The sequence below is a fragment of the Halorubrum shenae genome (assembly GCF_051194165.1).
GTDB lineage: Archaea > Halobacteriota > Halobacteria > Halobacteriales > Haloferacaceae > Halorubrum.
In genome coordinates this window covers 1-18983 of the sequence record NZ_JBLZNI010000028.1, presented here as the reverse complement: position 1 = coordinate 18983, position 18983 = coordinate 1, and the positions used below count along the sequence as shown (strand labels likewise).

General features: G+C 67.5%; 22 protein-coding genes, 1 tRNA gene and 1 pseudogene. 10 read left to right on the top strand and 14 right to left on the bottom strand.

What is annotated here, in order from left to right; genetic code table 11:
• Positions 1-130: 130 nt before the first annotated feature.
• Positions 131-316 (bottom strand): hypothetical protein, encoded by a 186-nt coding sequence (locus ACNS88_RS16975; RefSeq protein WP_435100338.1) that lies wholly within the window; start codon positions 314-316, stop codon positions 131-133.
• Between the two features lie 309 nt (positions 317-625).
• Entirely contained in the window at positions 626-952 is a 327-nt protein-coding gene (locus ACNS88_RS16970; RefSeq protein WP_435100335.1) for a hypothetical protein, read from the bottom strand.
• Between ACNS88_RS16970 and ACNS88_RS16965 the strand changes: the two genes are divergently transcribed.
• The 3 genes from ACNS88_RS16965 to ACNS88_RS16955 all read left to right on the top strand — a co-directional run bounded on the left by ACNS88_RS16965 (position 945) and on the right by ACNS88_RS16955 (position 3633).
• Positions 945-1505, top strand: coding sequence for a thioredoxin family protein (locus tag ACNS88_RS16965; RefSeq protein ID WP_435100332.1), 561 nt, complete (start codon positions 945-947; stop codon positions 1503-1505). The genes ACNS88_RS16970 and ACNS88_RS16965 overlap by 8 nt on opposite strands.
• A gap of 260 nt (positions 1506-1765) precedes the next feature.
• Positions 1766-2785, top strand: a complete 1020-nt coding sequence (locus ACNS88_RS16960) for a DHH family phosphoesterase (RefSeq protein WP_435100329.1) — start codon at positions 1766-1768, stop codon at positions 2783-2785.
• Positions 2786-2889: 104 nt separating this feature from the next.
• Positions 2890-3633 carry a ThuA domain-containing protein gene (locus tag ACNS88_RS16955; RefSeq protein WP_435100326.1) on the top strand — a complete coding sequence of 248 codons (744 nt, stop codon included), beginning with the start codon at positions 2890-2892 and terminating at the stop codon, positions 3631-3633.
• A gap of 21 nt (positions 3634-3654) precedes the next feature.
• On the opposite strand, the gene ACNS88_RS16950 is transcribed toward ACNS88_RS16955, so the two are convergent.
• From ACNS88_RS16950 to ACNS88_RS16930, 5 genes are all read right to left on the bottom strand, one after another.
• Entirely contained in the window at positions 3655-4449 is a 795-nt protein-coding gene (locus tag ACNS88_RS16950) for a PHP domain-containing protein (RefSeq protein ID WP_435100323.1), read from the bottom strand.
• Between the two features lie 66 nt (positions 4450-4515).
• Entirely contained in the window at positions 4516-5688 is a 1173-nt protein-coding gene (locus ACNS88_RS16945; RefSeq protein ID WP_435100320.1) for an MFS transporter, read from the bottom strand.
• 75 nt (positions 5689-5763) lie between these two features.
• Positions 5764-6330, bottom strand: a complete 567-nt coding sequence (locus tag ACNS88_RS16940; protein ID WP_435100317.1) for an MOSC domain-containing protein — start codon at positions 6328-6330, stop codon at positions 5764-5766.
• Entirely contained in the window at positions 6327-6725 is a 399-nt protein-coding gene (locus ACNS88_RS16935) for a hypothetical protein (RefSeq protein ID WP_435100314.1), read from the bottom strand. Before ACNS88_RS16935 ends, ACNS88_RS16940 begins: the two co-directional genes overlap by 4 nt.
• 100 nt (positions 6726-6825) lie before the next feature.
• Positions 6826-7743 carry a PLP-dependent cysteine synthase family protein gene (locus tag ACNS88_RS16930; RefSeq protein ID WP_435100311.1) on the bottom strand — a complete coding sequence of 306 codons (918 nt, stop codon included), beginning with the start codon at positions 7741-7743 and terminating at the stop codon, positions 6826-6828.
• A gap of 124 nt (positions 7744-7867) precedes the next feature.
• Between ACNS88_RS16930 and ACNS88_RS16925 the strand changes: the two genes are divergently transcribed.
• Positions 7868-8272 (top strand): TlpA family protein disulfide reductase, encoded by a 405-nt coding sequence (locus tag ACNS88_RS16925; RefSeq protein WP_435100308.1) that lies wholly within the window; start codon positions 7868-7870, stop codon positions 8270-8272.
• 21 nt (positions 8273-8293) lie between these two features.
• Here the strand turns inward: ACNS88_RS16925 and ACNS88_RS16920 are convergent, their stop codons facing one another.
• From ACNS88_RS16920 to ACNS88_RS16910, 3 genes are all read right to left on the bottom strand, one after another.
• Positions 8294-9052 (bottom strand): DUF429 domain-containing protein, encoded by a 759-nt coding sequence (locus tag ACNS88_RS16920; RefSeq protein WP_435100305.1) that lies wholly within the window; start codon positions 9050-9052, stop codon positions 8294-8296.
• A gap of 429 nt (positions 9053-9481) precedes the next feature.
• Positions 9482-9555 (bottom strand) — tRNA-Ile (locus tag ACNS88_RS16915).
• Between the two features lie 130 nt (positions 9556-9685).
• The gene (locus ACNS88_RS16910; RefSeq protein ID WP_435100302.1) at positions 9686-10372 is read right to left on the bottom strand and encodes an FxsA family protein; all 687 of its coding nucleotides are present in this window, start codon (positions 10370-10372) and stop codon (positions 9686-9688) included.
• A gap of 114 nt (positions 10373-10486) precedes the next feature.
• On the opposite strand from ACNS88_RS16910, the gene ACNS88_RS16905 reads away from it, so the two are divergent.
• Both ACNS88_RS16905 and ACNS88_RS16900 read left to right on the top strand, forming a co-directional pair.
• On the top strand, positions 10487-11197 hold the full coding sequence (locus ACNS88_RS16905; RefSeq protein WP_435100299.1) for a DUF1405 domain-containing protein: 711 nt from the start codon (positions 10487-10489) through the stop codon (positions 11195-11197).
• Between the two features lie 63 nt (positions 11198-11260).
• Positions 11261-12307 (top strand): hypothetical protein, encoded by a 1047-nt coding sequence (locus tag ACNS88_RS16900; protein WP_435100296.1) that lies wholly within the window; start codon positions 11261-11263, stop codon positions 12305-12307.
• 35 nt (positions 12308-12342) lie between these two features.
• Here ACNS88_RS16900 and ACNS88_RS16895 read toward each other — a convergent pair whose 3' ends face one another.
• The 3 genes from ACNS88_RS16895 to ACNS88_RS16885 form a co-directional block, all read right to left on the bottom strand.
• Positions 12343-12687 carry a DUF8066 domain-containing protein gene (locus ACNS88_RS16895; protein WP_435100293.1) on the bottom strand — a complete coding sequence of 115 codons (345 nt, stop codon included), beginning with the start codon at positions 12685-12687 and terminating at the stop codon, positions 12343-12345.
• A gap of 41 nt (positions 12688-12728) precedes the next feature.
• Positions 12729-13175, bottom strand: a complete 447-nt coding sequence (locus ACNS88_RS16890) for a hypothetical protein (RefSeq protein WP_435100290.1) — start codon at positions 13173-13175, stop codon at positions 12729-12731.
• 73 nt (positions 13176-13248) lie between these two features.
• Complete coding sequence (locus ACNS88_RS16885) at positions 13249-15180, bottom strand: aldehyde ferredoxin oxidoreductase family protein (RefSeq protein WP_435100287.1); 1932 nt, start codon at positions 15178-15180, stop codon at positions 13249-13251.
• 239 nt (positions 15181-15419) lie between these two features.
• Here ACNS88_RS16885 and ACNS88_RS16880 point away from each other — a divergent pair, with 239 nt between their 5' ends.
• The 3 genes from ACNS88_RS16880 (at position 15420) to ACNS88_RS16870 (ending at position 17506) form a co-directional block, all read left to right on the top strand.
• Entirely contained in the window at positions 15420-16001 is a 582-nt protein-coding gene (locus tag ACNS88_RS16880; RefSeq protein ID WP_435100284.1) for a hypothetical protein, read from the top strand.
• 37 nt (positions 16002-16038) lie between these two features.
• Complete coding sequence (locus ACNS88_RS16875; protein WP_435100281.1) at positions 16039-17133, top strand: archaeosine biosynthesis radical SAM protein RaSEA; 1095 nt, start codon at positions 16039-16041, stop codon at positions 17131-17133.
• Between the two features lie 172 nt (positions 17134-17305).
• Positions 17306-17506: a DUF8106 domain-containing protein gene (locus tag ACNS88_RS16870; RefSeq protein WP_435100278.1), complete on the top strand. Its 201-nt coding sequence runs from the start codon at positions 17306-17308 to the stop codon at positions 17504-17506.
• Positions 17507-17632: 126 nt separating this feature from the next.
• Here ACNS88_RS16870 and ACNS88_RS16865 read toward each other — a convergent pair whose 3' ends face one another.
• Positions 17633-18436, bottom strand: a complete 804-nt coding sequence (locus ACNS88_RS16865) for a 5-formyltetrahydrofolate cyclo-ligase (protein ID WP_435100275.1) — start codon at positions 18434-18436, stop codon at positions 17633-17635.
• 116 nt (positions 18437-18552) lie between these two features.
• On the opposite strand from ACNS88_RS16865, the pseudogene ACNS88_RS16860 reads away from it, so the two are divergent.
• Positions 18553-18912: pseudogene (locus tag ACNS88_RS16860) on the top strand (DUF4013 domain-containing protein); the annotation flags it as partial.
• Between the last annotated feature and the right edge of the window lie 71 nt (positions 18913-18983).

The following is an 18983-nucleotide window of genomic DNA, read 5'->3' as shown; positions in this document are numbered from 1 at the left end:
ACTGCAAACCCTAATATCCCAATCCAGCGGTACGGTACCGTGGGATTCCCGCGTCTTCAGGCGCGGGAGGATGTCAAAAAGAAACGTCTCGATGTGACGGCTATCTCTGTTCCGACGCCAGATCGCTTCGTCACGCCGACGCGTACGCGACGACGGCGCTGGACGCGGCGTACCCGATCGCCGCCATGATCGCGGCCGCGACGAGTGCGATCGCGAACTCCCGAGCGACCGCGAACGCGAGCACGAACCCGGCCATCCCGACCGCGTTCGCACACAGCAGTCGGAGCGTTCGGTAGGACGGCTCCCGGGAGGACATACCCGGAGTACGGAGTCACAGACCAAAAAGCCACGAGTCGCCGGTAGCCCGCGATTCGGTGGTGAACTGCCGGCGGGTGAACTGCCGGCGGGTGAACTGCCGGTGGGTGAACGCGACGTGAGACGGGTTCGAGCAGACGCAACGACCGGCTCCTGACGGACTCGGGGAACGGTTTAGGGCGGATGCCGCGGCCACCCGCCCCATGCGATCTCGAGACGATCCGGCAGAGGGGCGCCGACACCTGACGGGGCGGCGACGGGACCCACCGAGACGGCGACGACGGCGGGCGAGCGAACGGGAGCGGCCTCGCTATCCCCGGGGACCGGACCGTTCCCGGCGCGTACCCGCGATCGGCAGCGCGCCGTCGCCGCTGACGGTTCCGGGGACGACGGTGGTCGCACTAACCGTTTTCGGGGCTATCGCGTCGGCCCCGGCGGCGACCGCGCTTCTCCGGAAGTGGTCCCTCGCGCTCGCCGCGCTCGGCGTCGTCGCGGGGGTATTGCTGGGGCCGATCGTCGTCGCGCACATCGCGGCCACAATCGCGGCGAGGGGCGTCAGTGCGGATCGGTGAATCGTCGAGAAGGACACCCGCGGAACGGTTTTGGGGACGGCGACGGAACGGACGCGTATGGTCATGATGGAATCCGACTCGGAGCTCGACCGCGGCGACGCCGCGCCGGCGTTCGAGCTACCGGGCACCGACGGCGAGACGCACACGCTCGACTCGTTCGAGGCGGACGCCCTGCTCGTGGTGTTCACCTGTAACCACTGCCCGTACGCCAAGGCGAAGTTCGACCTCCTCAACGATCTGGCGGCCGAGTACGACGGTCTGGCCGTCGTGGGGATCAACCCGAACGACGCCGACGAGTACCCCGATGACTCTTTCGAGGCGATGCGCGAGCGCGTCGCCGACGGGACGATCGCGTACGACGCGTACCTCCGCGACGACACCGGCGAAGTCGCGGACGCGTACGGCGCGGTCTGTACCCCCGACCCGTTCCTGTTCGGTCGTGACGGCGACGCGTTCCGGCTTCGGTATCACGGTCGACTCGACGACGCACTCAACCCCGACGACGAGCCGACCGAGTTCTACGTCCGCGACGCCGTCGACGCGGTCCTCGCGGGCGAGGATGTCGAGGTCCCGGACCGCCCCTCGCGGGGCTGTTCGATCAAGTGGCCGGAGGAGTGAGGGATACGGTGGCGTCGCCGGTTCGGCGTCAACTGCGGACGAACGAGCGCTGAGGCCGTCGCTGGACTTCGGCATCGCTCCGTCGACGACTGATGCATAGCCACGCCCGTTGGAAGCGTTGCGTGCTGATCTGTTTGGATAGCCGTGTCGCGTACAGCGCGCGGCTCTTGCGGGAGCGTGAAATCTTACACGTATTCACTATATATGTCATATCTGAAACATCCGGTACTGTAACTGTATAGAGGCCGTAGACGGGAACAATGGGCCTGCCACAACAACTCCACGAACTTCTCGCGGAGGGCAGCGAGATCAACATCGTCTGTCACAACAACCCTGATCCGGATTGTCTCGCGAGCGCGCTTGCACTGGGTCGAATCGCGGCCGACGCCGGCATCGACGACCGGCAGATATTCTACAGTGGCGACATTTCGCATCAGCAGAACCGAGCGTTCGTCAATCTCCTCGATATCGATCTTCAACGGTTCGACCCCGCGACCGTCCAGAACCGTCAACCGGATTCCTTGCTCGCGTTTGTCGATCACTCCACTCCGGGTGAGAACAACACGGTCCCTCCAGACACGGACGTGGATATCGTGATCGATCACCACCCCGCCGAAGAGATCGACGCCCGATTCGTCGATCACCGCGAGGAACTCGGGGCAGCCGCGACGATTCTGACGGAGTATCTGCGCGCGCTCGACATGGATCTGGACGCGGATGTCGCGACGGCTCTCCTGTTCGCCATCCGTTCGGACACGCTCGACTTTCTCCGCGGAGCGACCGGTGCGGAATACGATGCGGCAGGGTACCTTCACGAGTACGCCGATAAAGAACTGATCCGGAAGCTCTCGACGTCGTCGCTTTCGAGAGGAACGCTCGATGCGATCTCGACCGCTATCGATAATCGCACCATCAAGTCGGCGGTGCTCATCACGCACGTCGGCCGGACGAGCGAACGGGATGCGCTCCCCCAAGCCGTCGATTATCTCGTCCGACTGGAGGGCGTTCAAACGGCTATCGTGTTCGGAATCGTCAATGACACTATTCAAATCAGTGCTCGATCGCGAGATGCGCGAGTAGACGTCGGGGGCGTACTGAATACAGCGTTTGAAGATGTCGGGAGCGGTGGCGGTCATTACGATGTCGCAGGCGGTGAGATCCCGCTCGGCATCTTCGCTGACTACACCTCCGACGACGCTCGACTTCTTGAGATGATCGAACAGATCATTACCGCACGCCTGCTATCGGAACTGAACCTGTCCGAAGACAAAGAGGAGTAGCGCGAACGACCGGTCGGTCCGCTACGAACGTTCTCGCTGTCAGCCAACTCCGCCGGTCTGTCCCGGATGCGATCCTACAAGTCGGTCCGCCGGGGAGCGAACCCATGGCACGCGTTACGGTCTGGAACGAGTACCGACACGAGCGCGAAAACGACGCGGTCGCCGAGGTGTACCCCGACGGGATCCACGCGGTTGTCGCCGACGCCGTCCGCGAGGCCGGCCACGAGGTCCGCACCGCGACCCTCGACGAGGGGCCGGACCACGGGCTCACCGAGGCCGTCTTAGACGACACGGACGTGCTCACGTGGTGGGGCCACGCGGCCCACGACGAGGTGCGTGACGAGGTCGTCGACCGGGTCCACGACCGCGTTCTCGACGGGATGGGCCTGTTGGTGCTTCACTCCGCACACTACTCGACGATTTTTAAGCGATTGATGGGCACCAGCTGCTCGCTCAAGTGGCGAGAGGCCGCTGAGACCGAACGGCTGTGGGCCGTCGAGCCGAGTCACCCGATCGCAGACGGAGTCGGCGAGTTCATCGAGCTGGCGGAGACGGAGATGTACGGCGAGCGGTTCGACGTTCCGGCGCCGGACACGCTCGTGTTCACCTCCTGGTTCCCCGGCGGCGAGGTGTTCCGCTCCGGCTGCTGTTACCACCGCGGCAACGGGCGGGTCTTCTACTTCCGACCCGGCCACGAGACGTACCCGATTTATCACGACGACGACGTGCGACGGGTGCTACAAAACGCTGTCGAGTGGGCGGAGCCGGGCGACGGGCCGACGCCCGAGTTCGGCAACGCCGACCCGATCGAGGATATCGACACCGACGACGACCGGACGGTTCACTGATCGGGAGCGCCCACGTCCCCGTCAACGGTCGTCGGCAGCGAGCTCCTCCGGCCGGACGGGATCGAGCCGTCGCCGGTTTAGTTCGGCTTCGATCTCGTCGACCCGAGGCGCGATGACGCCCGGCTCGTGGCTGTCGGTGCCGACGCTCACACGGAGGTCGGCGTCGAGAAGCCGGTCGAGGAACGCCGGCGCCGGGTGGAACTCCCCGTAGTCGTCGAGCAGTCGCCCGGCGTTGATCTCCGGAACGGTCCGCGAGTCGCGAAAGGCCTCGGCGACGGTCGCGTATTGGTCCTCGGTCGCGAACCCGCGGAGGTGGGGGTTGCGCTCGATCAGGTCCGGGTGCGCGGCGATCGCGAACAGCTCGGAATCGATCAGCGCGACCAACTTCTCGAAGTAGCGATCGACGAGCGCCCGCCGCTCCGCGGCCGGCTTGTCGGCGAAGTGCGAGCGGGTATGGACGTTCGCGCCGTCGAGTTCGTGGACGCTCCCGATGGCGTAGTCGAAGTCCGCCTCGTCGAGGAAGTCGGCGATCGGCGCCTCCTGGTCAGGGTCGTAATCCATCTCCACGGCGTCGAACACGCCGACGTCGACGGTGGGGTCCTCGCGCAGTCCCTCTATCGCCTCGCGGCGTCGCTCGTAGGTCAGATCGAGGTTAAAACCGAACGCCCGCTTGAACCGCTCCGCGCTCGGGTCGGGCGAGACGTTGCAGTGGTCGGCGATCCCCACCCCGTCGACCCCGGCGTCGGCGGCGGCGTCCACCATCCGGCGGAGGAACATGCCGTCCGAGTAGTTCGTGTGGACGTGATAATCGTACACACTCCGCGTTCGGTCCGGATCGACTCGTAGTTTCGGGTCGGGCGGGGTCGCGCTTTCTCAAGCGGGTCAGTACCCCGTCCCGAGCGCCCAGTTGGCGACGAGGACGGCGAACGTGACCCCAAACAGGGCCGCCAGTATCGCGAAAGAGAATCCCCAGCCAAACAGGTCGGCGGCGAGCCCCACACCGACGGAACCCGCAGAGCCGATCACGGTGTAAACGGTCCGAACGAGCCCGAATCCGGCGCCGCGCTCCGCGTCGCCGAGCGCGTCCATGAACCGCGGGTCGATCGCCGAGAAGAAGCTCGCGCCGAAGCCGGCCAGCAGCACCCCGGCGGCGACGCCGAGGGCTCCGGGTCCGGCGACGAACGCGGCGGTGCCGACCGTGCCCGCCAGCATCGCCGCGCCGATGGCGGCGTCGCGGCCCGCCAGGTCGGAGAGCCGACCGAGCCCCACCTGTGCGAGGGCGCGGACGACGAAGAACGCCGAGAAGACGCCGGCGGCACCCGACGGCGAGTACCCGCGGAACTCGACGAGGAACGTCGGGAGAAACGACATCACGCCCTGCACCACGTACGTGCCGACCATCGCGATGAACAGCGGAAGCAGGACGCTCGGCCGCGAGAGGAGTTCGACCAGCGGCGCGAGCGCGAACCGCTCCCGCATCGGCTGGTCGGGACGCCGAGGCTCGGTCGGGCGGACGCGCCACGCGAACAGCAGGAACACCGGTGCGCCGACGACCGCGGCCAGCGCAACCGCGGGGCGCCAGCCGTATCGGACGCCGACCCACGCGGCGGCGACGGGCGCCACGAGTCCGGCGAGCGGACCGCCCACGGAGTGGAGTCCGAACGCCGTCCCGATGTCGTCGAAGGTCCGGGAGAGCAGCGTCGTCGCCACGGCGTAGTGGAATCCGGCGACGAGTCCTAAGAGTACCGCCGCGAGCACGAACGCGGGGAAGACGGGCGCGAGCGCGAGCACGACGCTCATCGCCGTCGTCCCGCCGACGGCGACGAGGATGACCCGCCGCTCGCCGTACCGGTCGGCGAGCACGCCGCTGGGGAACTGGGCGGCGCCGTACGCCAGCCACATCCCGGAGAGCGCGACGCCGATAGCGGTGTTCGACACCGCGAAGTCCTCGACGATCAGCGGGACGACGGGGCTGATCGCCAGCCGAGCGAAGTACGTCACCAGAAACGCGAGCATACACAGCGACAGCACCGTGTGGCGGTACTGCCAGCTCATCCGACCCTCACTGGCGACCCGTTGGTCCGGTCGGGGCTCAACGCTTTCGGTTCCGGAAGGCGCCGCGCCCGCCGGTCACTCTCCGTGCGAATCGGGTCGGCTGTGGCCATCGGACGCTCCGTCCCTGAGCCGGTCCGCTATCGCGGCGCCCGCCGTCCGGGGGTCGGCCTCGCGGATCGCGACCCGGTCGCCGACGGCGACGCGGCCGGGCTCGGTCACGTCACAGCATAGCCCGCCGCGCTCTCGGAGGGCGGCGGCCAGCCCGTCGGCGCCAGCCAACTCCTCGACGTGTGCGCAGGGCGGTCGCCGGCGAGTCGGTCGGAGGAGGGCGTCGCCGACCGCGACGGTCGCGTCCAACAGGTCGTCCATCCCGGCGCCGAACCCGTCGACGACGACGTTCCGTCGGTGGCGGCCGTCTGAGACGTCGATTCCGGTCTCCTCGCACACCGCGTCGAGCGCCTCCGCGGCGACGAGCGTGACCGCGCAGGCGTCGAGTTGGAAGGTCCCGTCGCCGAGTCGGTAGCGGTCGCCGGCGACGCCGTCGGAACGAACCTCCACGGCCTCCCGGCGTTCGGGCGGGGCGCCGCTCTCTGGCGCGGTGACGAGGTCGGTTACGGAACCGACGGCGGACTCCCCCGTCATTCCGGCCCTCCGAGCAGGGCCGGATCGCCCGGTTTCAGCCACTCGCGGTGCGCGTAGTAGACGACTGCGACCGGCGGCGCGATCAACGCGAGGAGCGCGTACAGCCATTTAAAAAGGCCGAAGTCAGCGATCTCCCGCTCGGCGAGTGAGAGCGCGTCGAGGAGGACCGCTGCGGTCGCGAGCGGCGCGAGGAGGTAGCCGTGGGCGAAGGCGACGGCGGCACCGACCGGAGTGCCGGCCGTCAGTAACGCCCAGTCGAGCGCGTACAGGACCGTCCAGCCGGCGGTAGCGACCGCGAGGAAGCCCAGCCACGGCCCGTCGAACCGCCGGTCGTCGGCGTCGCTGTCGGCTCCGGGGTCGGGGGCACTAGAGAGCGATTCGGGATGGGTACTCACGACATATCTGGGAGTCGAACGGTAATCAACGTCCGGGTCCCGGGAACCCGCTCTCCGCTCCTTCCGGTCGGCTCACGCCGCCACGGTCGCGTCACCCGACTCACTCGTCGAAGGTACCGGCGGTGAGGTAGCGCTCGCCGCTGTCCCAGAAGACGGTGACGACGAGGGGCTCGTCGCCGGCGAACGCGCCCGACTCCCGGAGTTCCGCGGCGACGTCTTTGGCCGCGAGGTTGGAGGCGCCGGAGGACTGGCCGACGAGCAGCCCCTCCTCACGCGCGAGTCGACGGCACTCGGCCTCGGCGGCCTCGATGTCGACCGTGTGGACCTCGTCGAGGAGGTCCGTGTCGAGGTTCGGCGCGACGAACCCCGGCCCCATCCCCTGGAACTCGTCGAACCCGGGCTCGCCGCCGGAGAGAACGGCGTTGTCGCTCGGCTCGACCGCGTCGATTCGCACGTCGGGGAACGCCTCGCGAAGCCGGCGACCGATTCCGGTGATGGTCCCGCCCGTGCCGACGCCCGCGACGAGGGCGTCGACGGTGCGACCGTCGACCTGATCGATGATCTCCGGGCCGGTGGTCTCGTAGTGGGCTCGGGGGTTCGCGGGGTTGTCGAACTGGCGGAGCTGGACGCTTCCCTCCTCGCGTTCGAGCTCGTCGGCGCGCGCTTTGGCCTCGGAGATGTCGCCGTCGACGATCTCCACGTCGGCGTCGTACGCGCGCATGAGCCGTCGACGCTCGATCGACTTCCCGTCCGGCATCACGAGCGTCACGTCGTACCCCTTCACCGCGCCGACCATCGCCAGCCCGATGCCCGTGTTGCCGGAGGTAGGCTCGACGATCCCGTCGCCGGGCGTCAGGTCGCCGGCCGCCTCGGCGGCCTCGACCATGTACAGCGCGGGGCGGTCTTTCGCGGAGCCGCCCGGATTGCGCGACTCGACTTTCGCCGCCACGGTCGTCTCGGTCGGAGCGTCGACTCGTACGAGCGGCGAGCCGAGCGTGTCCAACACGTCCTCATCCATGGGTAACCCGAGGTGGGCGCCACTCAAATGCCCCGCGGACTCCGGCAAGCCGCGTTCGGCGACACCCCGCCGACCCGTTGCCACCGACGCGGCGTTTACAAGCGTCGCCGGCGTACGACCGGGTATGACTCTCGAAACGCTCGATCCCGACGCTGCCGGTGACCCCGCGAACGCCGCGGACGCCGACGAGTACGACCCCGCCGTACTGGACGCCCTCGCGGCCGACGACTACCGGTTCAAGGTGTGGGGCGGGGATTGGTGTGGCGACTGCCAGCGACAGCTTCCGGCGTTCGGCGCGGCGCTCGCCGCCGCCGGCGTCTCTGACGACCGAATCGAAGATTTCCCGGTGACGAAGGGCCCGAACGGGAAAGAGGGCGAAGGCGTCGACGAGTACGGGATCGATCTGATTCCAACGGTCGTCGTCGAGACCGCCGACGGCGAGGAGGTCGCGCGGTTCGTCGAGGAGGCGGACGTGTCGATCGCGGCGTTCCTCGCGCGGGAGCTCGCTGACGCGAACGGAAGCGCCTGAGCGAACGGTCTCGCGTCGCTCTTACTTCGACTCCGCATACACGATCTGCATCGGAAGGCCCTCCGCGTCTTTTGGAACGGACTCCGTGCCGCCCTGTGCGTGATCAGCGGTCCGGTCGAACTCGCCGCCCCCGACGTCCGCGGTGAGCGCGAGCACCATCGCGTCTAAGAGGTCGTCGCGGTTGGAGCTTCCAATGCGGCGCGCCCACGACGGTTGCCCCTCGATGTGTTCCGCCACGAACCCGTCGTAGACCCCCGCAGCGCTCTCCGCGGTCGCTTCGAGTATCGCGCGCCGATCGTCGAGTCCGCCGTCGTCGTGTTTTGACGGGAGACTACCCCCCGCGAACGACGCGAAGCAGACCTCGGGGTGTGACTCCGCCACGACCCCTCGCGCGTCCTCAGTGTCCCTGAGGAACCGGTCGACTTCTCGGATGCGGGGAATGAGTCCCCAGGCCTGCGTGGAGAGGCTGTCGCCGCGAGCCTCCTGGTTCGCTCGCTTCGCCGACTCGTAGGTGTCCCGCTCGACCGCGTCGCGACACGGCGTCCAGAAGACGCTGCGAGCGCGGTCCGGGCCGAGGAACTCCTTCGCGCCCCGGTCGCACTCCCGTCGCTCCGACTCGGGGAGGCCGATGGGGATGTCGACGAGGATCGACTCGGCGTCGCGGTGTTCGAACCAGACGCTGTGGATCGACGGGTGCATTCGCGCGGTCCACTCGTCGCCTACGATCGCGACCGCGAGCCAGCCGCGGGAGGCCCAGTCGACGCCGACGGAGGGTGCCATACTGATTCTGGTCGCGCGAGCCTGATAAATCGACGCGTCGGCGGCGACTCGAATCGGGTGCGTGTGTGCGACTTCGGCGTGGTGGCGCAGGGTCGTGTTCGACCGATCGCCGCTCGGCTCGCGCCGGGCAGCTCTTCGGGCCTGTGTCGTTGCGGTAATGCGGGTACCACCTCTATGAACCGCTCCGGATCGCGACCAGTACCAGTCCAGCACCGCTTGCGTCGCGTCACTAACTCCGACTCTGAGATCGGGACGACATCACGCCGAGGTCGCCTCGGCTATCTCTGACCGGAGAGCAGTCGCGATTACCGAGAGATTTTCCGGACAGAACGCGCGAGAAGTGTCTAGCCGTGTCGAACAACGGAATTAGGTGGCTGGGGAGTTCCCGGCCCCTAACACGCCACGGCAAAGAACCGTGGACGCTGTAGGTGGGCCAACACGGATTTGAACCGTGGACCTCCCGGTTATCAGCCGAGCGCTCAACCTGACTGAGCTATTGGCCCAGGTGAACGCATTCAGTGATTGCGCTGGTAGGATTTTAAGGGTTTCCTTTCGCGAATCGCCCGCAGTCAGCCGATTTCGGGTCGCGTCGGAAACGACTCACGCGACAGAGAGCGCGCGTCGAAAGGGGCCTCAGTCGCTCCGCTCCGTCTCGTCGTCCTCGACCGTGAAGTCCACGTCGACGACGTCGTCCGCGTGGTCCGGATCGTCGAATCGGTCGCCGGCGGGGTCGTCGCTCTGGCCGTCGCCGGCGGCGCTCCGGCCGTCGAACTCGGTGTTCCCGCCGGACTCGCCCTCGTCGAGGCCGTCGCCGTCGTAGTCGCCACCGCCGAAGTCGCCGCCGCCGAACGCGCCGCCGCCCATCGTGAACCCGGCACCGGCGCCGTTTTCGTCGCCGCCGGGGAACCCACCGATGTAGACGTTGCCGGTGGTGAACCCGTCCGTCTCGCTGTCGAGGTACGGGATGACGACGTACTTCTTGAGGGCCATCCGGATCGGGACCCGCGAGAGCGGGAGCGCGAGCAGAAACCCGACAGCGTCGGTGACGAGCCCCGGTGTGAGCAGGAACGCGCCGGCGGCGATCAGGAGGCCGCCGTCGAGCAGTTCGTCGGTCGGGGGCACGCCGCGGGCCAGCTTGCGCTGGACCCGTGCGAGCGTCGCGCGCCCCTCTGCGCGCAGGAGCAACATCCCGAGCACGGCGGTCAACACGACCAGCGCGATGGTGGTCGGCCAGCCCAACTGCTCTGCGACGACGATCAGGAACAGCGCGTCCACGAGGGGGACGACGAGGAGCAGCGCGAGCAGCGTTCGCGGGCGCATACCGTCGCCTTTCCGCCGGGGACTCATAGCCCTTTTCGTCCGAGTTTTCCGGGAGCGTCCACCTCACCGCCCCGCGACCGCCACGGCTTTGACCGGCCGGGCCGAGCCGACCGTATGGACATCGTCGGCGCGCTCGGCCGCGACCCGCCGGAACGCGAGTCGCTGCCGCGGTGGCTCGCCCCGCTCCCGGAGGCGCTGGAGGACGTCGCCTTCCGGTTCGTCTGGGTCATCGTCGCAATCAACCTCCTGGGCACCGCATTCGGCTTCTGGTACTACCGGTTTCAGTTCCGCGAACTCCCGATCGAGATGTGGCCGTTTATCCCCGACAGCCCGGGTGCGACGCTGCTCATCGCGCTCGCGCTCGCGGCGTGGGCACTTGGCCGGTCGAGCGACACGCTCTCGACGCTCGCCTTCTTCGGGAACATCAAGCTCGGGCTCTGGACCCCGTACGTGCTGGCCGCCTTCTACCCCGCATTCCTCGCGAACTCGGGGCCCGCGATGTACGCGTTCCTCTTCGTGAGCCACCTCGGAATGGTCGTCCAAGCGTTCGTCCTCCACCGGACTACCGACTTCCCGCTGAAGGCGGTCGGGGTCGCGACCGCGTGGTACACGGTCGACCTGCTGATGGACTACTTCGTCCCCGTGATCGGCGAGGTGACCCACACGTCGATCCCCTACGCCGACGCCGAACCGTGGTTCACGACGACCGTGTTGCAGGTCGCGGCGGCGGGCGCGGTCGCGCTCACCGTGATTCCCCTGTTCTGGGCGCTCGCGACGCGGATCGCCACGCTCCGGCTCCGTCTCGGGCGGTCCGACGACGCCTGACTGGGACCCCCGCTGCAGCGCCCCTCGTTTTCGTTTAAGTTCCCCCGGACCGTCGGAGGCGGTATGAGCGCGTACCAGCAGATCGCGGACCTATCGGTGACGATCGAGTCGGTAGAGCGCCGCCGATACACCGGCGAGACCACGAGCGGGTTCGAGCGCACGACCACCGGGTTCCGCCTCGCCGGCGACGGCGTTCTGGGCCGCGGCGAGGACGTGACCTACGAGACGGAAGACCACGCCGCACTCGTCGGAACGGACCCGATCGACATCGAGGGCGAGTGGACGATCGATGAGCTGTCGACGCGCCTCGACGAGATCGATCTGTTCGCGCACAAGCCGCCCGCACAGGAGTACTTCCGCAACTACCGCCGGTGGGCGGTCGAGAGCGCCGCGCTCGATCTGGCCCTCCGACAGCGCGAGGAGTCGCTGGGCGAGTACCTCGGGATCGATTCCGATCCGGTCCGATTCGTCGTCTCGACGCGACTGGGAGAACCGCCGACGACGGACCGCGTCGAGGAGCTGCTCGCGCTGGACGACGAGTTGGAGTTCAAACTCGATCCGACGCCCGACTGGCCGGAAGAAGCGTTTACGACCCTTCGAGAGACCGACGCGGTCCGGATCCTCGATTTAAAAGGCTGGTACGAGGGCACCGACGTCGACGTCGAGGCCGACCCGGAACTGTACCGCGACGTGTTCGCCGCGTTCCCGACCGAGATCGTGGAGGACGCCGCGTTCACGCCCGAGACCAACCCGCTCGTCCAGCCGCAGGCCGACCGGCTCTCGTTCGACTACCCGATCGACGGCGTCGAGAGCCTCGAGTCGCTCCCGGTCGAGCCGGGATGGTGTAACGTCAAACCCTCCCGGTTCGGCACCCTCGAATCGCTGTTCGAGACGATCGCGTACTGCGAGGAGCGGGGCATCGAGCTGTACGGCGGCGGCCAGTTCGAACTGGCGAGCGGCCGAACCGCGATCCAGACGCTCGCGGCGCTCTTCTATCCCGACGGGCCGAACGACGTTGCCCCCCGGCCGTTTAACGACCCCGAGGCGTCGCCGCCGTATCCGAAGAGTCCACTCCGACCCGATCGCGACGCCGTCGGGTTCGAGTTCTAGGGAGGGAGGACGGAAAGCGACGTGCGGGACCGCTTCTACCGCTCTCGCTCCGCGATTCGGTCCGACGATCGCGACGACGACGCGTCGGGCTCCGTCGTGGACTCACGCTCGGTCGCGGAGCCGAACCGGGACGCCTCGTCGGCCTCGCGCTCCCGGACCGCCGCGATCCGCTGGGCCGCGCGGGCGAGCGCGTCGAGCGCTGCAAACAATCGGTAGGAGAGGTACAAGCCAACCGGAAGCACGACGCCGACGATGACGCCGAGGAGGACCTGTCCGACGATTACGAGCGAGTAGAGGACCACGAGGAGCGAGACGACAGCGATCACCGTCCCGGTCCGCGTTCGGAGGGCTTCAGAGGGAGACAACGGGTTGTGGACCATATGCGGCGCTACCGACGCGGGATACTTAAAAATGCCCGGCGCTACTCCGCGTAGATCGTGTTACAGGTCGGCTCCAACCGCACCTCGTCGTCCGGGAGGAGGTACACGTCGACGCCGCCGGCCGAGCGCGTCCCCTGTTGCTCGCAGTTCGGATCCGGCCAGTCGCGCTCGACCGGCTCGCGGTCGTCGATCGTCACGACGACCGCCGTCGGCCTCCCGGTGAACGGTTCGGTCCCCTCCCGGGCGCGGTCGCCGTCGATATCGAACGTCTGGCGGTACAGCGCGTCGCTATCGACGTTCTCGACCCGGACGGAGAGCGTGTGAGCGGTCTCTCGGCGGTTGTACACTTCGACCTCGTGTGCGAGTTCCTCCGATCCGAGGAGATCAGCGCAGCCGGCGAACCCGCTCGCCGCGGCGGCACATCCCGTAGCGAGGAGGGACCGACGGGACCGGTCAGACGGGGACTGATGAGTCGGCCTCGGAGACATATCGAGGCCGTGCGCGCGGCTCAGTGATACCGGTTACGGTCCGAAAAAATGCGGCTGCAGGCGGCGACCGTCCTCAGTCGTCGGCGGGGGCTGCGGAGTCGCCGGCGGAGACGCCGGTGCCGGGCCCGATGTCGATGCCGAGCGCCTCGAGCTTCTCGTCGGGGACGACGCCGTCGACCCAGTCGCGGGTCTCGTAGTACTCCGCTTTCATCTCGTCGAGTTCGACGAGTTCGCCCTCGCTGGCGCCCGTGCCGGGGATGGCGTCCGGGTGCCCCTCGATGAAGCGGTTCGGCAGCGTGTCGTCCGCGCCGTCGAAGCCGACGAGGTTGTTGTAGTAGCGTTCGAGGTTGTACACGCGCTCGCCCGCTTCGAACAGCTCGTCTTCGGTGACGTCGCGGCCGGTCATCCCGTTGTACTGGAGCACGTACTCCTCGATCCCCTCCGCGAACGCGCTGAACTTGCAGATGTCGAAGGAGTCGGAGACGGCGTGCAGGTCCTGGAACGTGGCGGTGAGCTCGCCTTTGCCCTCCCACTCGTACGGGTCGACCTTCTCCGGAATGCCGAGGATCTCGGCGGCCGGCGTGTAGCCGCGCAGGTGGCAGGCGCCGCGGTTGGAGGTCGCGTACGCGATCCCCATGCCCTTCATGCAGCGCGGGTCGTAGGCGGCCATCGTCTGGCCCTTGACGGAGAGCTTGTTGTCGTGGGCGTCCTTCGCGTCGGCGACGCGCTCGGGGCCCTCCGCGAGGAGGTCGCCGAGGTCCGAGGAGCGGTGGCCGATCTCGTCGATGAGGTCGATCATCGTCTCGGAGTCGCCCCAGTCGAGGTGACCGACGCCGTCGAGTTTCCCTTCCTCGCTCATCTCCATCGCCATCGCCATGATGTTGCCGGACTCGATCGTGTCGATGCCCAGGTCGTTACACCGGTCGAGCATGACAGCGATCTCGTCGCGGTCGTCGTGTCCGGAGTTCGGACCGAGCGCCCACGCGGACTCGTACTCGTACGACTCCATGCGGACGTTCATCTCCTCGCCTTTGTGGGTGACGTCCACCTCGACCTCCTTCTTACACGCGACCGGACAGGAGTGACACGTCGGCTCGTCGACGAGGATGTTCTCGCGGACGTTCTCCCCGGAGACGCGCTCGGCCTGCACGTCGACGCCGTCTGCCTCGCTGTACGCCTCGGTGGAAGTGTGCTGCGCGTTCTTCGCCGGGAGCCCGTCCATCTCCTCGGTCGCGTTCATCAGGACGTTGGTGCCGTACATCGAGAGCCCGCCCTCGTTGGGCGCGGTCACGTCGGACTCTCGGATGACCTCCATCGCCTGCTGGTACCCCTCCTGGAACGTCTCGGGGTCTGCCGGCTTCGGCATGTCGGTGCCGCTCTTCACGACGACGGCCTTCACGTTCTTCGAGCCCATGACGGCGCCCGTGCCGCCGCGGCCCGAAGCGCGGTCGTCTTCGTTGATGACGCAGCCGTAGCGCACCCCGTTCTCGCCGCCCTGTCCGATCGCCATCACGGAGACGTTTCGACCGACCGTCCCGTCGACTTCCTCGCCGATGTCGTCGATCGTGTCGTGGACGCCCTGTCCCCAGAGGTGGGAGGCGTCGCGTACCTCGACCTCGCCGTCCTCGACGAGCAGGTACACCGGGTCGTCGCTCGCGCCGTCCAGCAGGATGCCGTCGAGCCCGGCCCACTTGAGCCGCGCGCCGGACCAGCCGCCGTGGTGCGAGTCGGTGACCGTCCCCGTCAGCGGGGACTTCGTCACCAGCGCGATCCGGCCGCTCATCACGGTCTGGGTCCCCGTGAGTGGGCCAGTCATGAACGCCAGCCGGTTGTCCGGCCCCAGCGGGTCGACATCCGGACCAGCGTCGAAGACGTACTTGACGCCGAGTCCACGCGCGCCGATATATTTCTCCGCGTCCTCCTCGTCGATCCCCTGGTAGTCGACCGCTCCGTCGCCGAGATCGACCTGTGCAACTCGGTCCCTGTAGCCGCCCATTTCAGTCATGTAATGCTCGTTCATTAAAGATGGACTGCAGCATGTTAGTTGTTCACCTTGTGGAGAAACTGATACCAGTTACGTCGATAGACGGTGACCGCCGTCGAGACATATAAAAGATAGAAGCGAGACGCACGCTGAAAGTCGCTGACAGGGGCGCGTACTCCGTTCACGCGTCCGAACCACCGGTCGTACGGCCGAGCGGTTTCGGCGCGACCAGCGCGTCGCCGACCGGCGCACCCGCCTCCGTGAGCGCTAACTTCGCGGACCGCGAACGGGGGACCGTGATCGGGCGCAACCGCGAAGCCGAGGGTGACCGCGAAGCCGAGGGCGACCGCGAAGCCGACGACGACTACGCCGACCATGCAGACCATGCCGACCGCGCGGACCGATGGGTCGGCACCACGACGTTCGCGCTGGTGATCCTCGTCGCGTCATTGATCCCGGTGTCGTGGATCGTGCCGACCGGCGGGCCGGAGGGTCCGAACGGCGGCGGTGTCGGCGGCGGCGGTGTCGGCGGCGTGGGTCGCGAACTCGTCGACGCGCTCCCCGTAGACCTCGGGCTCACCGATCCCTTCCACCTCGTCGGCTACGCGGTCCTGACGGTCCTCGTGAGCCGTGCGATCGGTCGGCAACGGGGCGAACACCTCCTTGCTGCGGGCGCGGCGGTCGCGTTCGGCTTCGGGATCGAGCTCCTGCAGGCACCGATCGCTTGGCGGTCGTTCGCCTGGGGTGACGTCGCCGTCAACGCGGTCGGTGCCGCGGTCGGTCTGGTCGCGGTCGTCGCGGTCGATGCGATCGGCACGGCGCGCGACCGGCGCTCGCAATGACGACACGGCTTTACGCGCTCGGCCGCTTCCTCCGGTAATGAGCAAGCCGAGCCCCGACGCGTACGAGCAGGGGCGCGGGATGGACGCGCACAACGCTGTGATGCGCGACATCCGCGCCGAGCGCTCGGAGACGTACGACCCGACCCAGCCCACCCGCGTGTGGATCGACGAGGACAACACCCCCGACGGGGTCGTGAACTCCCTCACGATCATCTTAAATACCGGCGGCTGCCGCTGGGCCCGCGCCGGCGGCTGCACGATGTGCGGCTACGTCGCGGAGTCGGTCGAGGGTGGCAGCGTGAGCCACGAGGCCCTGATGAACCAGATCGAGGTCTGTCTCGACCACGAGCGCGAGGAGGCCGACGCTCCCGCCGAGCTGATCAAGATCTACACCTCCGGTTCGTTCCTCGACGAGCGGGAGGTGCCCGCCGAGACGCGGCGGGCCATCGCCGAGACGTTCGCCGACCGCAGCCGGATTGTCGTCGAGTCGCTGCCGGACTTCGTGAGTCAGGAGAAGATCGGGGACTTCGCGGACCACGGCATCGCGACCGACGTGGCGGTCGGGCTGGAGACGGCAACCGACCGCGTCCGCCACGACTGCGTGAACAAGTACTTCGACTTCTCGGACTTCGAGGACGCCTGCGCGGAGGCGGCCGCAGCCGACGACGCCTTCGATTCCGACGTGGGTATCAAGGCGTACCTCCTCATGAAGCCGCCGTTCCTCGCGGAGCCCGAGGCCGCCGCCGACATGATCGATTCGATCCGCCGGTGTGCCGACGTGGACGGCTGTCACACCGTTTCGATGAATCCGACGAACGTCCAGCGGTACACGATGGTCGACGAGCTGTTCTTCGAGGGCGGCTACCGGCCGCCGTGGCTCTGGTCGGTCGCCCACGTCCTCGAGGAGACCGCCGACGTCGACGCAATCGTCGTCTCCGACCCCGTCGGGCACGGCTCCGACCGCGGCGCGCACAACTGCGGCGAGTGCGACGACCGCGTCCAGACCGCCATCAAGGACTTCGACAAGCGACAGGACCCGAGCGTCTTCGAGCAGGTGTCCTGCGACTGCGAGGCGACGTGGGACCTCGTGATGGCGGAGGAAACGAGCTACAACATGCCGCTCGCACGCTAGGTCCGTCCGAAACCGAAGCGATCGAAGGCGGTTGCGATCAATGCGTTTCGATTTTTCAAAACGTTCGATCCGTTTTTCGCGAACTTTCGAATCTAATCTCCGTGTGAGTGCGGATCATACCAAACGATCAGGTCGAACAAGACCCTTATACCTCCGGATACTTCTATCTAGTATGAACGTAGACGTCAGCGATTCCCGGCCCTCTCGCGGGAAGTCGGTCCTGTTCTGTGCAGAGTGTAGCTTCGAGAACCCCGTCTCCGAGGGGTGGCTCGTCGTTAGCGAGGGCGACGAGCGCACTATCGTGTGCCCGGAGTGCGGTCACGTCGCGGACCACCGGACGGCGCGGTCGGCGCCGGCGCCGCGAGCGGACTAAACGGACGAAGCAGTCGGTAGAACGTCGACCTCGGTACTCCCTCCCCGGTCCGGCTCTCATTCCCTCCCCGGTCCCACCCTTTATTCCCTCCCCGACCCGCCCCTTATTCCCTCCCCGACCCGCCCCTTATTCTCTCCCCGGCGCGCGCTCGGCCAACACCGGAATCGCGTCCAGTTTGTCCTTATCGAGTACGTCCCAGTCGATACCCTTGGGACGCGCGTGGGTCGTCTCAGTTCGAACCGTTCGCTCGGGAGTCACCACCAGATCGAGCGGCACGTCGTGAGTGTCGGGCGCGGGAAGCTCGGCGGCGTCCGCGATCGGCGACTCGGGTCCGTCGAGGACCGACAGCTCGTGGACCGTGGTCGCCACAGCCGTCGCGTCGTCGTCGGGCTCTGCCCGACTGCCAGAGGCGCGTTGCGCCTCTCTGTCGACGGCGCCGAGCTCGCTGAGCACGCCCCACTCCAAGTCGCTGTACCCCTCTCCTTTCCCGATTCGTGCGCCGTCGGTCGTGACGCCCACGGAGCCGGCGACCACGAGGTCGACGTGCGGTACGTCCTCCGGCGGAACCGGGGTTCCGTGTGTGGAGATACCCGAGACGGTCGTGGCGTCGTCGATATCGGCGTCGCTGTCGGCCTCGATCGCTGCGGGATCGAGTCGGAGGAACGGATCCGGATCGCGAAGCCGCGGCTGGGCGACGTACACCGTTTTCCCGGCTCGGAGCGCGGCGCGTCGCACGGGGAGCTGTGGCGCGTCCGGATTGCACTTCAGCGTCGACGCCGCCGCCCACGCGTTGGTGGCTGTCAGGCGGTCGCATGCGGCGTCGGCGCCGGCGAAGTTCGGGATCCGGTCGTGCGGCGGGAACGGGAATCGGGCCTGATCGCCCGCCTCGAAGGCATCCCAGACGGCCTCGCGGACGGTCTGTTTCTTCATGGTCGGAACAGGAAGCGCGCCGACAAGTATTCCCCGACGCTGCACGCGTCCCGCTTACGTCCCCCGATCGATGAATCACCGGGGTGTTTATATATCAGATTTGTATGGATTCAGTCATGCTCGAAGACGGACTCTCGTACCCGGTTCGCGGCGACTGGATCGGACGGATCATCATTGGCGGCGTGTTGGGGTTCCTCTCGATACTCCTCCTCCCGGCGTTCGTCATCGTCGGGTACCTCGTTCGCGTGCTCGAACAGACGATCGGCGGCAACGAGGTACCGCCGGAGTTCACCGACTGGGGTGACCTCTTGATGAAGGGGCTCATCGGGTCGGTGATCATACTCGCGTACACGGTGGTTCCGGTGGTCGTGTACGCCGTCGTCGTCGCGGTCGTGGGTGGGACGGGCGGCGCGATCGGCGGCGACGCCGGCGCGCTCATCGGCGTGGTCGGCGTGCTGCTCGCGCTGGCGTTTATCAGCGGACAAGGCGAATACCCCGAGGCTTGACCTCGGGGATGAAGCCGACAAATCGTGATACAAACCATTAA

Coding starts and splice junctions, on each gene's coding strand:
- ACNS88_RS16975 (WP_435100338.1), bottom strand. CDS start 316: ATGTCCTCCCGGGAGCCGTCCTACCGAACGCTCCGACTGCTGTGTGCG.
- ACNS88_RS16865 (WP_435100275.1), bottom strand. CDS start 18,436: ATGAAGAAACAGACCGTCCGCGAGGCCGTCTGGGATGCCTTCGAGGCG.
- ACNS88_RS16910 (WP_435100302.1), bottom strand. CDS start 10,372: ATGCGCCCGCGAACGCTGCTCGCGCTGCTCCTCGTCGTCCCCCTCGTG.
- ACNS88_RS16925 (WP_435100308.1), top strand. CDS start 7,868: ATGACTCTCGAAACGCTCGATCCCGACGCTGCCGGTGACCCCGCGAAC.
- ACNS88_RS16900 (WP_435100296.1), top strand. CDS start 11,261: ATGAGCGCGTACCAGCAGATCGCGGACCTATCGGTGACGATCGAGTCG.
- ACNS88_RS16970 (WP_435100335.1), bottom strand. CDS start 952: ATGACCATACGCGTCCGTTCCGTCGCCGTCCCCAAAACCGTTCCGCGG.
- ACNS88_RS16885 (WP_435100287.1), bottom strand. CDS start 15,180: ATGACTGAAATGGGCGGCTACAGGGACCGAGTTGCACAGGTCGATCTC.
- ACNS88_RS16945 (WP_435100320.1), bottom strand. CDS start 5,688: ATGAGCTGGCAGTACCGCCACACGGTGCTGTCGCTGTGTATGCTCGCG.
- ACNS88_RS16940 (WP_435100317.1), bottom strand. CDS start 6,330: ATGACGGGGGAGTCCGCCGTCGGTTCCGTAACCGACCTCGTCACCGCG.
- ACNS88_RS16930 (WP_435100311.1), bottom strand. CDS start 7,743: ATGGATGAGGACGTGTTGGACACGCTCGGCTCGCCGCTCGTACGAGTC.
- ACNS88_RS16955 (WP_435100326.1), top strand. CDS start 2,890: ATGGCACGCGTTACGGTCTGGAACGAGTACCGACACGAGCGCGAAAAC.
- ACNS88_RS16895 (WP_435100293.1), bottom strand. CDS start 12,687: ATGGTCCACAACCCGTTGTCTCCCTCTGAAGCCCTCCGAACGCGGACC.
- ACNS88_RS16960 (WP_435100329.1), top strand. CDS start 1,766: ATGGGCCTGCCACAACAACTCCACGAACTTCTCGCGGAGGGCAGCGAG.
- ACNS88_RS16965 (WP_435100332.1), top strand. CDS start 945: ATGGTCATGATGGAATCCGACTCGGAGCTCGACCGCGGCGACGCCGCG.
- ACNS88_RS16920 (WP_435100305.1), bottom strand. CDS start 9,052: ATGGCACCCTCCGTCGGCGTCGACTGGGCCTCCCGCGGCTGGCTCGCG.
- ACNS88_RS16875 (WP_435100281.1), top strand. CDS start 16,039: ATGAGCAAGCCGAGCCCCGACGCGTACGAGCAGGGGCGCGGGATGGAC.
- ACNS88_RS16890 (WP_435100290.1), bottom strand. CDS start 13,175: ATGTCTCCGAGGCCGACTCATCAGTCCCCGTCTGACCGGTCCCGTCGG.
- ACNS88_RS16870 (WP_435100278.1), top strand. CDS start 17,306: ATGAACGTAGACGTCAGCGATTCCCGGCCCTCTCGCGGGAAGTCGGTC.
- ACNS88_RS16905 (WP_435100299.1), top strand. CDS start 10,487: ATGGACATCGTCGGCGCGCTCGGCCGCGACCCGCCGGAACGCGAGTCG.